This window comes from Streptomyces sp. NPDC050564 (assembly GCF_044457265.1).
GTDB lineage: Bacteria > Actinomycetota > Actinomycetes > Streptomycetales > Streptomycetaceae > Streptomyces.
The window spans coordinates 394,267-409,332 of sequence record NZ_JBITGS010000001.1 but is presented as its reverse complement, the minus strand read 5'-3'; the positions used below and the strand labels follow the sequence as shown (position 1 = coordinate 409,332).

Annotated in this window: 12 protein-coding genes; 7 read left to right on the top strand and 5 right to left on the bottom strand. The window is 70.9% G+C overall.

Annotated elements, in window-relative coordinates:
* Positions 1 to 292: 292 nt before the first annotated feature.
* On the bottom strand, positions 293 to 1,135 hold the full coding sequence (locus tag ACIBK0_RS01815; RefSeq protein ID WP_399074487.1) for a helix-turn-helix transcriptional regulator: 843 nt from the start codon (positions 1,133 to 1,135) through the stop codon (positions 293 to 295).
* Between the two features lie 119 nt (positions 1,136 to 1,254).
* Between ACIBK0_RS01815 and ACIBK0_RS01810 the strand changes: the two genes are divergently transcribed.
* Positions 1,255 to 2,112, top strand: coding sequence for an NAD-dependent epimerase/dehydratase family protein (locus tag ACIBK0_RS01810; protein ID WP_399074485.1), 858 nt, complete (start codon positions 1,255 to 1,257; stop codon positions 2,110 to 2,112).
* Positions 2,113 to 2,150: 38 nt separating this feature from the next.
* On the opposite strand, the gene ACIBK0_RS01805 is transcribed toward ACIBK0_RS01810, so the two are convergent.
* From ACIBK0_RS01805 to ACIBK0_RS01790, 4 genes are all read right to left on the bottom strand, one after another.
* Positions 2,151 to 3,410 (bottom strand): MFS transporter, encoded by a 1,260-nt coding sequence (locus tag ACIBK0_RS01805; RefSeq protein WP_399075112.1) that lies wholly within the window; start codon positions 3,408 to 3,410, stop codon positions 2,151 to 2,153.
* Positions 3,407 to 4,723 carry a GH1 family beta-glucosidase gene (locus ACIBK0_RS01800; protein ID WP_399074483.1) on the bottom strand — a complete coding sequence of 439 codons (1,317 nt, stop codon included), beginning with the start codon at positions 4,721 to 4,723 and terminating at the stop codon, positions 3,407 to 3,409. The genes ACIBK0_RS01805 and ACIBK0_RS01800 overlap by 4 nt, the downstream gene beginning before the upstream one ends.
* Positions 4,724 to 4,891: 168 nt before the next feature.
* Positions 4,892 to 5,158, bottom strand: a complete 267-nt coding sequence (locus ACIBK0_RS01795) for a protealysin inhibitor emfourin (protein ID WP_399074481.1) — start codon at positions 5,156 to 5,158, stop codon at positions 4,892 to 4,894.
* Positions 5,159 to 5,190: 32 nt separating this feature from the next.
* Positions 5,191 to 6,261, bottom strand: coding sequence for a M4 family metallopeptidase (locus ACIBK0_RS01790; RefSeq protein ID WP_399074479.1), 1,071 nt, complete (start codon positions 6,259 to 6,261; stop codon positions 5,191 to 5,193).
* A 330-nt stretch (positions 6,262 to 6,591) separates the two neighbouring features.
* Here ACIBK0_RS01790 and leuA point away from each other — a divergent pair, with 330 nt between their 5' ends.
* The 6 genes from leuA to ACIBK0_RS01760 all read left to right on the top strand — a co-directional run bounded on the left by leuA (position 6,592) and on the right by ACIBK0_RS01760 (position 14,927).
* Complete coding sequence (leuA, locus tag ACIBK0_RS01785) at positions 6,592 to 8,322, top strand: 2-isopropylmalate synthase (protein ID WP_399074477.1); 1,731 nt, start codon at positions 6,592 to 6,594, stop codon at positions 8,320 to 8,322.
* Between the two features lie 186 nt (positions 8,323 to 8,508).
* Positions 8,509 to 9,204 (top strand): TerB family tellurite resistance protein, encoded by a 696-nt coding sequence (locus ACIBK0_RS01780; RefSeq protein ID WP_399074475.1) that lies wholly within the window; start codon positions 8,509 to 8,511, stop codon positions 9,202 to 9,204.
* A gap of 140 nt (positions 9,205 to 9,344) precedes the next feature.
* Positions 9,345 to 11,435 carry an MMPL family transporter gene (locus tag ACIBK0_RS01775; protein WP_399074473.1) on the top strand — a complete coding sequence of 697 codons (2,091 nt, stop codon included), beginning with the start codon at positions 9,345 to 9,347 and terminating at the stop codon, positions 11,433 to 11,435.
* Between the two features lie 57 nt (positions 11,436 to 11,492).
* A complete protein-coding gene (locus ACIBK0_RS01770) occupies positions 11,493 to 12,935 on the top strand; it encodes a sensor histidine kinase (RefSeq protein WP_399074471.1) in 1,443 nt (480 codons plus the stop codon).
* Positions 12,932 to 13,603, top strand: a complete 672-nt coding sequence (locus ACIBK0_RS01765; RefSeq protein WP_399074469.1) for a response regulator — start codon at positions 12,932 to 12,934, stop codon at positions 13,601 to 13,603. The genes ACIBK0_RS01770 and ACIBK0_RS01765 overlap by 4 nt, the downstream gene beginning before the upstream one ends.
* 115 nt (positions 13,604 to 13,718) lie before the next feature.
* Positions 13,719 to 14,927 carry an exo-alpha-sialidase gene (locus tag ACIBK0_RS01760; protein WP_399074467.1) on the top strand — a complete coding sequence of 403 codons (1,209 nt, stop codon included), beginning with the start codon at positions 13,719 to 13,721 and terminating at the stop codon, positions 14,925 to 14,927.
* Positions 14,928 to 15,066: the final 139 nt, after the last annotated feature.

Genomic DNA, 15,066 nt, shown 5'->3' with positions numbered 1-15,066 from the left:
CTGTGCGGGTGAGGGTGCGGGGAGATGTGTGCGCGGACCGTCCGCGAGTGGGGTGCGGGACGCCATGCGGCGGCGTATCTGACGGTCCGTCGGAACGTGCGGTTCCATTGATGCGCGGGGGGCTCGCGATTGCAAGGGGTGCCGAGGCTTTCCTTCAACGGTCAGAAAAAGTGGCCGAAGTTGGGTGTCCGGTTGGGGTGTTCGCCCCCTCCGCCCCTACCCGTCCCGTCCCTGGGGGCTGCGCCCCCACACCCCCTGAAAGTTTGCGCAGTTCCCCGCGCCCCTTTCGCGATCAGGAGCGGTCCGCGGTGGGGGACATGTCCTGGAGGCCCACCACGCGCAGGAGTTGGAGGCGTTCGTAGGACTCGGTCCCGGGGCGGGCCGTGTGGACGATCAGGAGTTGGTTGTCGCCGGAGCTGAGCAGGATTTCGCAGTCCAGGTCGAGCAGCCCGACCGTGGGGTGCAGGAACCTCTTCGTCGAGGCGCGCCGCACCGCCACCTCGTGCGACTCCCAGAGTTGGCGGAACTCCTCGCTGGCGGCACGGAGTTCGGCCACCAGGCGGGCCGGCTCCGGATCGTCGGGACGGGCCGCGGTGACGGCACGCAGATTGGCGACATGGGCGCGCGCGTGCTCGGCGCGGTCCTCGGGCAGGGAGAGGGCACGGCCCCGCGGGTCGATGAAGAAGCGCCGTACGAGATTGCGGTCGGTGTCCGCCTCGCCCACCAGGGCCGCCGCCATCGCGTTCTGCGCGAGCACGTCGCCGTAGTCGGTGATCACCTGCGCGGGTGCGTCGTGCAGCCGGTCGAGGATCAGCAGCAGACCGGGGCGGACATGTGCCGAGGCGCTCTCGGCCCGCGGCGGTTCCTCGCCCACCAGATGGAAGAGGTGGTCCCGTTCGTCGCCGGTGAGGCGGAGTGCCCGCGCCAGGGCGGTCAGCATCTGGCGGGACGGGCGCGGGCCCCGCGACTGTTCGAGCCGGGTGTAGTAGTCCACGGACATGCCGGCCAGCGCCGCCACCTCCTCGCGGCGCAGGCCGGGCGTACGGCGTCGGGCCCCGGCCGTGAGCCCCACGTCGGAGGGCTCCAGCCGGGCGCGGCTGCGGCGCAGGAAGTCGGCGAGTTCGGCTCGGTTCACCTCTCCAGCCTGACCGAACCCGCCCGTCTTATCCAGGCACTGCCAATCCCCGGATCAGCGGGTCTCTCCCGCCGCCCGGGGCACGGGGAGACGCTGAGGGCCGACGAGAGGAACCCATCATGTTGACATTGGTGACAGGAACCACCGGTGAGGTCGGCCGCCGCTTCGTACCGCGGCTGCTGCGGCAGCTGCCCCCGGGCGACCAGGTACGGGTCCTGGTCCGCGACGAGGCGAAGGCGGCTGCCCTCGCCGACCTCGGCGCGCAGGTCGCGGTCGGTGACCTGCGGGACGCGGAAGCGCTCGGCAAGGCCCTTGCGGGCGTCGACGCGGTGGTGAACATCGCGGCCGCCTTCCGTGGCGTACCCGACGAGGAGGCGCGGGCGGTCAACCGCGATGCCGCCCTGGAGCTGGGCCGCGCGGCCGAGACCTCCGGCGTACGCCGCTTCGTGCAGGTCAGCACGAACCTGGTCTATGGAACGGGCCGCGGCCGCCCCCTCACCGAGGAGGACCCGAGTGTGCCCGGCGGCGACATGTGGGGCGCGTACCCGGAGGCGAAGGCGGAGGCGGAGCGGGGCCTGCTCGCCCTGGAGGGCGGTATGGACGTGCGGATCGGGCGTCTGTCCTTCGTCTACGGCGAAGGCGACCCGCATCTCGCCGCGTCGATGCAGTGGGCCGCGCACTGGCCCGCCACCCAGCGGCTCCAGATGGTCCACCACGCGGATGTCGCGCAGGGCCTGTGGCGCCTGCTGTACGCCCCGGGCACGGCGGGTGCCGTCTACAACATCGCCGACGACGCGCCTGTCACCACCGTCGACCTCCACCAGCTCAACGGCGTCGACATCCCGCCCGCGCTGTACGAGCGCACCGACCCCGATCCCTGGTTCGGGATCGTGTCCACGGCCCGAATCCGCCGGGAACTGGGCTACCGCCCGCTGTATCCGTCGGTATGGACAGCGGCTGATGCGGGCGCCCTCTGAGCAGCCTCGGGGACGTACCGACACGTCCCCGACACCGCTCAGTCCACGCCCCTGATCCTCCCCACCAGCACCGCCCCCGCCATCCCGATCACCGCCGCGACGAGGTACAGCACCCGGTATCCGCCCAGATACGTCACGATCGGCGCGGCCAGCGCGGGCGCGGCGACCTGGGGCAGGGCGTTGGCGATGTTGATGACGCCGAGGTCCTTGCCGCGGTCCAGGGCCTTGGGCAGAACGTCTGTCATCAGGGCGAAGTCGACGGATGTGAAGACACCGAAGCCCACGCCCAGGACCGCCGCCGCGACGATCGCGCCCGGCCAGGTCTGCCAGCCGGAAAGGGCCGCCGTGGCCACCGCCATCAGGACGCCCGACCAGATCACGAACGGTTTGCGGCGGCCCACCCGGTCCGACCACACCCCGCCCACCACGACCGTGGCGAGCAGCGTGACACCGTTCACCGCGGTCAGGATCAGCACGCCGTTCTCGGGGTCGTCGTAGTGCAGCCGGTCCCTCAGGTAATAGAGCAGGTAGAGGAGTACGAGGGCGTTGCTCAGGTTGATCAGGAAGCGGGTCAGCCAGGCCCAGGCGAGGTCGGGGTAGCGGCGCGGACTCAGCCAGAAGGAGGCCAGGAAGGCGCGCCAGGACCAGGCGGGGCGGGCCGAGGCGGGCAGGCGCAGGTCCTGGTGACGCAGTACGTAGGGCAGGACGCCCACCAGCGTGAACACCGCGCAAGCCACGTACCCGCCGCCCACACCCCCCGCCGCCGTCGCCAGGCCCGTCCCGCCGACCACGCCCAGGATCTGCGCCGCGCCCAGCCAGCCGCCCACGGAACCCCGCTGCAGTCGTGGTACCCGGTCGGGCACGGCCGCCGTGACCGCAGCGAAGGCGGCGTTCAGCGTTAGCTGGACCAGACACCAGCCGGCCGCCATCGTCCACACGCCGCCCGCGCCCGCCAGGAGCAGCAGGGACAGTGCGCCGCCCGCCGCTCCCGCCACGATCCACGGGGTACGGCGGCCCCAGCGCGCGGTCGTTCGGTCGGACAGCGCGCCGAAGAGCGGGTTGGCGACCAGCGAGACGACCGCGCCCGCGCCCGTGACCCACGCCAGCATCGTCTCCTTCGACATGCCGGTACCGGGCGCGTAGTCCTCCGCCTGGGAGGCGAGGAGGATCTGCAGGGGGCCGTACCAGCCCACCCAGATCGCCCCGTTGGCCAGCGAGAGCGCCGAAGTCCAGCCCCGGCCGACCCGCTCGACCGGCTCGGCGAGAGCGGTCACCCGTACGGTGTCCTCGGTGGTCATCTCCGCGCCCGCAGGGCGTCCCGCAGCCACGCGTACGACGCCTTGGGTGTCCGCTCCAGCGTCTCGTAGTCGACATGGACGAGACCGAAGCGGCGCGCGTATCCCTCCGCCCACTCGAAGTTGTCCATCAGTGACCAGACGAAGTAGCCGCGTACGTCCACGCCCTGCTCCAACGCCCGGTGCAGTGCCCGGACATGACCGTCCAGGAAGGTGATCCGCTCCTGGTCGTCGATGCCGTCGTACGAGCAGCCGTTCTCGGTGATGACGACGGGCGGGAGCCGGTCTCCATAGCGCTCGTGGAAGCCGACCAGCAGTTCGGTGAGTGCCTCGGGGACGACCGGCCAGCCGAAGTCCGTGACCGGGTAGCCCTCCAGTTCACGTACGGAGAAGGGGAGTTCCGCGGGCAGCGTCAGTCCGCTGAACTCGATCTCCTCGCCCTCGGGGGCGCCCACCTTGGTCGGCTGGTAGTAGTTCATCCCGTACCAGTCCAGCGGCTCCGCGATGACCTTCAGGTCCGATTCGACGTCGCCCGGCATCAACTCCCTGATGCCCTCGGGATATTGGCCGAGCAGCAGCGGGTCGGCGAACAGGCGATTGAGGAGGATGTCGTAGAAGTCGGCGGCTTCCACGTCCTCGGTCCGGCGCGATGCCGCCCAGGTGGGCCCATGGGAGTTGGCGATCCCGATGTCCGTGGCTCCGGCGGCGCGCAGGGCCCGTACGCCGAGGCCGTGGGCGAGGAGCTGGTGGTGGGCCACCGGCAGGGCGTCGAACAGGAGCTGTTTGCCGGGGGCGTGCGCGCCGAGCGCGTGGCCCAGCAGGGTGTGTTCGGCGGGCTCGTTGAGAGTGATCCACTTCTTCACGCGGTCGCCGAGGCGTGCGGCGACGACACCGGCGTACTCGGCGAAGCGCTCCGTCGTGTCCCGGTTCAGCCAGTCCAGCTCGAGTGGCAGGTCCCAGTGGAAGAGGGTCGGCACGGGCCGTACGCCGGCGGTGCACAGCTCGTCGACCAGGCGGTCGTAGAAGTCGAGACCACCGGGGGAGTTCACCCGGGGCCAGGAGAGGGAGAAGCGGTAGGCGTCCACGCCGAGGTCGGCGAGGAGCGCCACGTCCTCGCGGTAGCGGTGGAAGTGGTCGCAGGCCACCTCCGCGGTGGTGCCGTCCTTGATCCGGCCGGGCTCGGCCGTGAAGGCGTCCCATACCGAGGGGGCGCGCTCGGTCGCGGCCCCCTCGATCTGGTGGGCCGAGGTGGACACGCCCCAGAGGAAGCCGGGCGGGAACTGCGGTAGGGGGTTCGTCGCCATGCGCGCGATCATCCGTACCGGCGGTAACGGAAGTCAACGGGGCGGTGTGAACTGGCCGTTACTCGTTGGGGCGCCCAGGGGGAGTGCGGTCTTTGTGCGGCCGCGGGCCGGGCCGGTCGCGCCCACGCGGCGGAGCCGCACGCTGTGACAGCCCCGCGCCCCTGACCCGGCCCCCCTTTCCTAGGCGCCCTCCTTCAGTACCCGCGAAATCAACTTTCGTTGCTCCTCCGTGAGCCGGGGATCGGCCGCGTACACCGTCTTCCCGTCCACCGTGATCTCGTAGCTGAAGCCGTCCGGGACACCCGTGGGGGGCGCGCCCCGGCCGGCGGCGATCGCCTGCTCGGCCAGGGCGTGCCACTCATGGGCGTCGGGCCGTCCCGAGGTGTTCACCTCGGCATGGCGCTCGATGCCCGCGAATCCGCCCGTGCGCCTCACCTGAATACGCATGGGTCCTGTCTAGTACGAGTCGGGGGCCGGGGCTATGTGGCCGGCACTCCGACCTGTTCCCAGGCCTTCACCACGGCCTGGAGTTCCTCTCCCTCGTTGTACCGGGAGCGGGCCGCGGCGAGCGTGAGCCGGGCGAAGTCCGAGAACAGCGCCTGTGAGGGAAGCTCGCCGCCGGTCAGCACGTCGTACCAGATCTGCCCGGCCCGTTCCCACGCGTGGCCGCCGAGCGCCTCGGCGACGAGGTAGAAGGCGTGGTTGGGGATCCCGGAGTTGATGTGCACGCCGCCGTTGTCGCGGCCGGTGCGGACATAGTGGTCCATCGTCGCGGGCTGCGGGTCCTTGCCGAGCACGTCGTCGTCGTACGCGCTGCCCGGCTCCTTCATGGAGCGCAGCGCCGTGCCGGTGACACGCGGGGCCAGCAGGCCCGCGCCGATCAGCCAGTCGGCCTCGGTGGCGGTCTGGCCGAGCGTGTACTGCTTGATCAGCGAGCCGAAGACGTCCGACATGGACTCGTTCAGGGCGCCGGGCTGGCCGAAGTAGGTGAGGTTGGCCGTGTACTGGGTGACACCGTGGGTCAGCTCGTGGCCGATGACGTCGACCGGGATGGTGAAGTCGAGGAAGATCTCGCCGTCACCGTCGCCGAACACCATCTGCTCGCCGTTCCAGAAGGCGTTGTTGTAGTTCCGGTCGAAGTGCACGGTGGCGTCGAGAGGCAGGCCCTCGCCGTTGATCGAGTTGCGCTGGTACGCGTTCAGGTAGAGCTCGAAGGTCGCGCCCAGACCGGCGTACGCGCGGTTGACGGTGGCGTCCTTGCCCGGCTTGTCGCCCTCGCCGCGGACCTTCTTGCCGGGCAGGTCCTGGTGGTGGCGGGCGTCGTAGATCGTGCGGTGCGGCTTCTGCTCGGCCGCTTCCTTGGGTGGCGCGACGGTCGGGGCGCCGATGACCGTGGTCAGCCGGCGGTGGGTGCGCTCATAGGCGTCGCGCTCCAGGGTCTGGCGCGCGGGACCTGCGAGCGCGGGGTCCTCGTGCTGGGCGAGCTTGTCGAGGACGTGGGGCGGCACGATGGTGCAGAAGACGGGCTCGAAGCCCCCGTTGGTCGTCATGCCCGGCACCCTTGCACTGAGTTATGACTCTGTCACCACCTGCAACCATGATTGGTGAAATGGGTCGATAGGGAGCCTCGGAGTCCGGTCCAAAGTGGTATGGCGCACCTTTTTGCCCTTTTCGTTCCTTTCGCGGCCGCGATCCCGCATACTGATACAGCCCTCCGCACGGAGCATGGCTCGGCTAGGCTGCAGAGCATCATGCGTTTCGGGCTGCTTCTCCTTAGCTGCCGCGGCGAGGGCCTGTAGTCGAGGCCGACCCCCTCCCCGCGGAGTCTGGCGTTGCGCCGTCGGCCGTCCTTTCCGGACACCACGAGGAGCCCACGCACCATGGCGAACAGCCAGAACCGCCAGCAGCCCACGTCCATGCCGATCCACAAGTACGGTCAGTACGACCAGGTGGACATCCCGGACCGCACCTGGCCGGAGAACCGGATCACCGTCGCCCCCCGCTGGCTCTCCACGGACCTGCGCGACGGCAACCAGGCCCTGATCGACCCCATGTCGCCCGCGCGCAAGCGCGCGATGTTCGATCTGCTGGTGAAGATGGGCTACAAGGAGATCGAGGTCGGCTTCCCGGCGTCGGGACAGACGGACTTCGACTTCGTACGGTCGATCATCGAGGACGAGAGCGCGATCCCGGACGACGTGACGATCTCCGTGCTGACCCAGGCCCGTGAGGACCTGATCGAGCGGACCGTCGAGTCGCTGAAGGGCGCCAAGCGCGCCACCGTGCACCTGTACAACGCGACCGCGCCGGTCTTCCGCCGGGTCGTCTTCCGTGGCTCCAAGGACGACATCAAGCAGATCGCCGTCGACGGCACGCGACTGGTCATGGAGTACGCCGAGAAGCTGCTGGGCCCGGAGACGGAATTCGGCTACCAGTACAGCCCCGAGATCTTCACCGACACCGAGCTGGACTTCGCCCTGGAGGTCTGCGAGGCGGTCATGGACGTCTGGCAGCCCGGCCCGGGCCGCGAGATCATCCTGAACCTGCCCGCCACGGTCGAGCGCTCCACCCCCTCCACCCACGCGGACCGCTTCGAGTGGATGGGCCGCAACCTGTCCCGTCGCGAGCACGTCTGCCTGTCCATCCACCCGCACAACGACCGCGGTACCGCCGTCGCCGCTGCCGAGCTGGCGCTGATGGCCGGCGCCGACCGCGTCGAGGGCTGTCTGTTCGGGCAGGGCGAGCGCACCGGCAACGTCGACCTGGTCACCCTGGGCATGAACCTGTTCTCGCAGGGTGTCGACCCGCAGATCGACTTCTCCGACATCGACGAGATCCGTCGTACGTGGGAGTACTGCAACCAGATGGAGGTCCACGCACGCCACCCGTACGTCGGCGACCTCGTCTACACCTCCTTCTCCGGCTCCCACCAGGACGCCATCAAGAAGGGCTTCGACGCGATGGAGGCCGACGCGGCCGCCAAGGGCGTCACGGTCGACGACATCGAATGGGCCGTCCCGTACCTGCCGATCGACCCGAAGGACGTCGGCCGCTCCTACGAGGCCGTCATCCGCGTCAACTCGCAGTCCGGCAAGGGCGGTATCGCGTACGTCCTGAAGAACGACCACAAGCTGGACCTGCCGCGCCGGATGCAGATCGAGTTCTCGAAGATCATCCAGGCGAAGACGGACGCCGAGGGCGGCGAGGTCACGCCGAGGGACATCTGGGCGACCTTCCAGGACGAGTACCTGCCGAACCCCGACAACGCGTGGGGTCGTATCCAGGTCAAGAACGGCCAGTCGACCACCGACACCGACGGCGTGGACACGCTGAAGGTCGAGGCCACGGTCGACGGTCAGGACACCGTCCTGACCGGCTCCGGCAACGGTCCGATCTCCGCGTTCTTCGACGCCCTGCAGTCCATCGGCATCGACGTACGCCTCCTGGACTACCAGGAGCACACGATGAGCGAGGGTGCCTCCGCGCAGGCCGCCTCGTACATCGAATGCGCGATCGACGACAAGGTTCTGTGGGGAATCGGCATCGACGCGAATACGACACGTGCCTCGCTGAAGGCTGTCGTCTCCGCCGTCAACCGCGCGGCCCGCTGACCTCGTTCACCTGGTTCTTTCCGGCTCCGTCCGCCTTTCGAGGCGGGCGGAGCCGCGTCGTTTCCCGGCCAATCCGCGTGGAGGTCACGAGCAGGTCTCGTCCGGGGTACTGACTCCGCATCAACAATGTGGCTAACATCACGCCAGCGCGGCGATGTTGCCGCGGCATTACGGAGGTGTGCGACGGTGCTGCCGAAACGGGGACGAAACGGTCGTGCAGTTCAGGTTCCCCGCGTCCTGGGCACCCGTACCGCGTGGACCACCGTCGGCGACGGCGAGTTCTTCTGCCCCGGCTGCGGAGGCGACCGCAACTACCAGCGCCTCACCGGCCGTCGCCGCTTCACTCTCCTCGGTGTTCCCGTTCTCCCGCGCGGCGAGACCGGGCCCGTCGTCGAATGCGCCGCCTGCGGCCACCACTACGGCGCCGACGTCCTCGACCACCCCACCACCACGCGCTTCTCGGCGATGCTCCGCGACGCCGTCCACACCGTCGCCCTCGCCGTGCTCGCCGCGGGCGGCACCTGCTCCCGTACGTCGCTGGAGACCGCCGCGGGCGCGGTGCGCTCGGCCGGCTTCGACGACTGCACGGAGGACCAGCTCGGCGCGCTCGTCGAGGCGCTCGCCGCCGACACCGGCCGGGTCTTCGGGGAGCCGTGCGGGGCGAGTCTGGCCATAGAGCTTCACGAGGCGCTGGACCCGCTGGCCCCGCACCTCGCGCCGACCGGCCGGGAAGCGATCCTCCTCCAGGGCGCCCGCATCGCGCTGGCGGACGGCCCCTACACCCCCGCCGAGCGGGACGTGCTGGCCACCGTGGGCGCGGCGCTGACGATCTGCTCGGACGATGTGACGCGGTTGCTGGTGGCGGCGCGTACGCCGTCGTAGTACTCCCCAGGGAGTAATGCCTCCGTCCCGCCACCCCTCGCAGTAGCCCCGAACTCGCCCTCCCGCGCGACGATTCCGGTCCCACGCGCCGGGAGTCTGGTTCTTGTCCAGACACCCGGCCAGGAGGGGAGGACCCCGTCATGGGGCCCGGAAAGACAACCACGTACAGGCGGCGCAGGGCCGTGCCCTGTGCGCTGCTCGGGCTCTGGGTGGCCGTCCTTGCCATCATCGGGCCGTTCGCGTCCAAGTTGACGGATGTACAGCACGACCGAGCCGTGGACTACCTGCCGGCGAGCGCCGACTCCACGCAAGTGGCCAAGATCGAGGACCGGTTGCCCGGCGGTGAGACCACCGAGCTGGTGCTGGTCTACCACCGCGACGGCGGGCTGAGCGCCGCCGACCGTGCGACCGCCGAGCGCCAGATCGCCGAGATCACCAAGGAGAACCCGCTCACGGCACCCCCGAAGGGTGTGCCGTCCCGGGACGGCACCACGCTGATGTACCCGGTCGCCAGCTCCGCACCCGGGACGGACGAGAAGAAGCGGGACGCGTTCGTGAACGACGTACGCGATGTCGCCCGCACCGAGGACGGCATGAGCGTCGACGTGGGCGGGCCCGGCGCGCTCGCCACCGACGCGGCTGAGGTCTACAACTCCCTCGGCGGCCCGCTGCTCTACACCACCGTCGCCGTGGTCGCCGTTCTGCTGATCCTCATCTACCGCAGCCCGCTGCTGTGGCTCGTACCGCTCGCCGTCGCGGGCGTCGCCGACTACCTGTCGATGGGCGTCGCGTACGGCCTCCACCAGGCCTTCGGGACCACCATCTCCGGCCAGAGCTCGGGCGTGATGACGATCCTCGTCTTCGGCGCCGGGACCGACTACGCGCTGCTGCTCATCTCCCGCTACCGCGAGGAGCTGCGACGCGTGGAGCGGCCGTACGACGCGATGCGCAAGGCCCTGCGCGGCTGCGGGCCCGCCGTGCTCGCCTCCTCGGGCACCGTGGCGGCCGGACTGCTGTGCCTGCTCGCCGCCGACCTCAACAGCAGCCGGGGCATGGGACCGATGGGCACGGTCGGCGTGCTGTGCGCGCTCGTCGCCATGCTGACCCTGCTGCCCGCCGTTCTCGTCGTGCTCGGACGCCGGGTGTTCTGGCCGCTCGTGCCCGCGTACGGCAGCGAACCCAAGCAGCGGCGGAGTCTGTTCGCCGCGATGGGGTCCTCCGCCGGACGCCGGCCGTACGCGGTCCTCGCGGGCGGGGCCGTCCTGCTCGGGGCGCTCGCCCTCGGGACCCTGAACCTGCCCGGCTCGCTCAAGCAGCAGGACTCCTTCGTCCACACGCCCGACTCGGTCGCCGCGATCGAGACACTCGCACAGGCCTACCCGGGGCAGGGCACCCAGCCGATCACCGTGATCACTCCCACCGGGCGGACGGACGCCACGCTGGCCACGGTGCGGGACCAGCGGGGTGTCGCGAGCGCCGAACGAGGGCGCAGTGGGGGCGGCTGGACGGAGATCTCCGTGACGGCGAAGGGCGCGCCCCAGTCGGCGGCCGAGACCGCCACGATCAAGTCCTTGCGGGGAGATCTCAAGGGCTCGGGCTCGTACGTCGGTGGTCCGAGCGCCGAGCAGATCGACCTGCAGGACACCAACGCCCGGGACCGGCTCGTCGTCGTACCGATCGTGCTCGCCTCCGTGCTGCTGATCCTGATCGCGCTGCTGCGCAGCCTGGTCGCTCCGTTGCTGCTGGTCGCGGCCGTGATCGCGGTGTGGGGCGCGGCGCTCGGCATCGGCGGGCTGGTCTTCGGGCCGCTGTTCGGGTTCGAGGGGACCGACCCGGGGCTCGGGCTGCTGTCCTTCGTCTTCCTCGTCGCGCTCGGCGTCGACTACGGGATCTTCCTCATGCACCGGATGCGCGAGGAGTCTCTCTCGGGTGCCGAGCCGGCCACCGCCGCGCTGACCGCGCTGCGCACGACGGGAGGTGTGATCGCCTCGGCCGGACTGGTCCTGGCGGCGACCTTCGCGGTGCTGACGAACATGGGACTCGTGCAGCTCGTCGAGCTCGGGTTCGTGATCGCGGTCGGGGTGCTGCTCGACACCTTCCTCGTCCGTACGTACCTGGTGACCAGCGCGAGTGTGGCGCTGCGGAGGAAGGTGTGGTGGCCGGGGCGGCTGTCACGGGAGCCGTCGCAGCCACCGGAGCCGCGGCACAAGGAACCCGTCGCCGTCACCTGAGCGGCTTGTGGGCGCCCCTGTCTCCCGCAGGGGCGCCTCCTCACGGAGGATGAACCGGTGGACGCCAAACGCATACTGCTCACGGGCTTCGCCCACCGGGGAAGCGCCGGCCCCGCACGGATCCTGCGCCAGGACGCGCTGCTGGCCGCCGCGCTGCTGGTCGTCGACGTGTCCGTGGCGCTCGTGCTCGACACCGACGGTCGTCGGCCGGACGGGCTCGGCTGGACCCTCCTGATCGCCGGGCATGTCCCGATGGCGTGGCGGCGCCGCGCCCCGTTCCTCTCGTTCCTCGCGCTCGTCGCCTGCGTCGGCCCGTACCACGCGCTCGACTTCGATCACACGGCCCCGCTGCTCGTCTCGATGCTCGGCCTGTTCACCGTCGCCGTGACGGGGCGCCCGCTGCGCTCCGCCCTGGTCGGCGGCGGAGTCATCGGCATCATGCTCGCCGTCAAGTTCGGGCAGGGCACCGCCGAGGGCGCCCAGGCGCTGCGCGTGACGGGCTGGATCGTCGCGTTCCTCGTCCTCGGCGTGTACGTGCGCGTGCACCGTCAGTACGTCACCTCGGTCGTCGAACGCGCCGAACGCGCCGAACGGACCCGTGAGGAGGAGGCCCGCCGCCGGGTCGCCGAGGAACGCCTGCGCATCGCCCGCGACCTGCACGATCTGCTCGCCCACAGCATCACCCTCATCGGTGTCCAGACGTCCGTCGCCGCGCATGTCCTGGCCGCCGATCCTGACCGCCTCGACCGGACGGCGGTCGCCCAGGCCCTCGACGACATCTCCGAGACCTGCCGCACCGCGCGCGGCGAACTGCGCACCACGCTGGAGGTGCTGCGCGCCTCCGAGTTCGGCGGAGACGGCCGCGGGCCGCTGCCCGGGCTCGACGGGGTGCCGGACCTGGTGGCGGCGGCACGCACCGCGGGTGCCACGGTGGAGACCGCGGTCGCGGTGGACACGGGTGACGTCCCGTCCGCGGTCGGCGCCGCCGCCTACCGGATCGTCCAGGAGGCGCTCACCAACGCGGTTCGCCACGCGGGTCCCGATGTGACGGTGCGCGTGGACCTGCGGGCGGAGGGCTGGGCGCTGCACGTCGCGATCACGGACGACGGCGTCGGCGACGCGGGCGGCACTCCCGGGTTCGGCCTCGTGGGGATGCGGGAGCGGGCTCGTAGTGTGGGCGGGACGTTGGAGGCCGGGGTGCGGGAGGGGGGTGGGTTCGGGGTGTCGGCGGTGCTGCCACTGGGGGCCGGGGTACCCGCGCACGTGTCCGGGCGGGACGGCGTACGTGATGCTGGGCCTGTACGGGACCTCGAAGACGTAGGTGATGCTCGGGCCGTGGGTGATGTCGATGCCGTAGGTGATTCGCGAGCCGCGCGTGCTCCCGACGCCGTACGTGACGGCGACGCCGTACGTGAGCCCGGACCCGTACGCGCGTCCGATCCCGTACCTGCATCCGATCCCGGGCGTGAGCCCGAACTCGAGCGAGGCGAGTCCCGATGACCATCCGTGTACTCCTCGCCGATGATCAGACGCTCGTGCGGGCCGCGTTCGCCATGCTGGTCGAGTCGGCGCGGGACATGGAGGTGGTCGGGCAGGCGGCCACCGGGCGGGAGGCCGTGGAGCTGGCGGGCAGCGCGCGGGCCGATCTGGTCGTCATGGACATCCGCATGCCCGACCTGGACGGCATCGAGGCGACCCGGCTCATCGCGGCCGACGAGAACCTGGCCGGGGTCAGGGTCCTGGTCCTCACCACCTACGACACCGACGAACACATCGCGGAGGCGCTGCGCGCGGGCGCCTCCGGCTTCCTGGTGAAGGACACGAGGCCCGCCGAGCTCCTCGACGCCATCCGCACGGTGGCCGGTGGCGAGGCCCTGCTCTCACCGGGCCCGACCGCCCGGCTGATCGCCCGTTTCCTGCGCGGCCCGTCGGCTCCGGCGCCCGCGGCGGGCGGTCCCGGCGGCCTCTCCGAGCGGGAGCGCGAGGTACTCACGCTGGTCGCGCGAGGCCTCAACAACACGGAGATAGCCGGGGCGTTGGGACTGAGTCCGCTCACCGCGAAGACCCACGTGAGCCGCATCATGGGCAAGCTGGGAGCCCGCGACCGGGCCCAGCTGGTGATCGTGGCGTACGAGTCGGGTCTCGTCACCCCCGGCACCGGCAGCTGAACTGACGACACATCAACACGCCGTAGCCGCACGGATATTGATACGCCACCCGGGGCGCACTACGTTCTCCTGGACATCCCACGTCCTATGTCCGTCGGAGTTCAGGGAGCGCGCCATGAGCATCACGAGCCGCAGGGTCGCGTCGGCGGCAGCCATCGGTCTCCTCGCTGCGCTCGCCGTCAACGGCACCGCATCGGGCGCGCCGCTCGCCGGCCGGGGCTGCACCTCCTCCGTGCCGTACACGGCGGGGCACGACGGCTACGACACGTACCGCATCCCGGCGACGGTCACCACGCGCGCGGGCACGCTGCTCGCCTTCGCCGAGGGGAGACACAACAGCGCGGGCGACACCGGCAACATCGACGTCGTCCTCAGACGCTCCTTCGACGGCGGCTGTACGTGGGGCCCGCTGCGGGTCGTCGCGTCCGGTGACGGCGACACCCGGGGCAACCCGGCGCCGGTGGTGGACCCGAAGACCGGACGGATCGTGTTGGTCACGTCCTACAACAGCGGTGCGGTGACCGAGGCGCAGATCATGCGGGGCGAGGTCACACCGGAACAGAGCCGTCGCGTCTTCGTCCAGACGAGCCGCGACGACGGCCGGCACTTCTCCTCTCCGCGCGACATCACGGCTCAGGTGAAGCTGCCGGGCTGGCGGTGGTACGCCACCGGCCCCGGCCACGCGATCGCTCTGCGCTACGGCCGGCACGCCGGGCGCCTGGTCGTCGCCGCCAACCACTCCGCCGCCCCGCCGGTGGGCTCCGCGGACACCGGGCAGGAGCCCAAGTACTACGGCGCGCACGCCCTCTACAGCGACGACGGCGGGGTCACCTGGCGGTTGGGCTTCGTGGACGACTCCTACGACGGTGTCGACAACGCGAACGAGAGCGGCGCCGCGGAACTGCCCGACGGTCGGCTGTACTTCACGTCCCGTGATCAGAACGGCACGAGTGCCGGAAACCGCCTCGACGCCTACTCCAGCGACGGCGCCGAGTCCCTCGACCGCCCCTACGCCATCCAGCCCACCCTGAACGACGTCCCCGTCGTCCAGGCGAGCGTCCTCCAACTGGCCGGTCCTTCCGCCCCCCTCCTCTTCTCCGGCCCCTCTGTCCCCACCGCCCGCCAGTCCATGGCCATCTGGCGCAGCACGGACGCCGGCGGGTCCTTCACCAAGGCGACGACGCTCTCCTCGCAGCGCGCCGCGTACTCCGACCTCGTGCAGCTCGGCGCGAGCCGGGTCGGTCTCCTCTACGAGACCGGCGCGACGGGGACGTACGACACGATCGAGTTCCGACGGGTGCCGGTGAACGACTTGCTGGGGTGAGGGTTTTTCGCCCCTCCGCCCCCGATCGCGGGGGTGCCCCCCCCCCCCAAAAGGGGGCGGGGGACGGCGCCAAAATTTATGGGGGGGGGGGGGGGCCGCCCCCCCCGACGGGGCGGGGGGGGGGGGGGGGGGGGCAAAA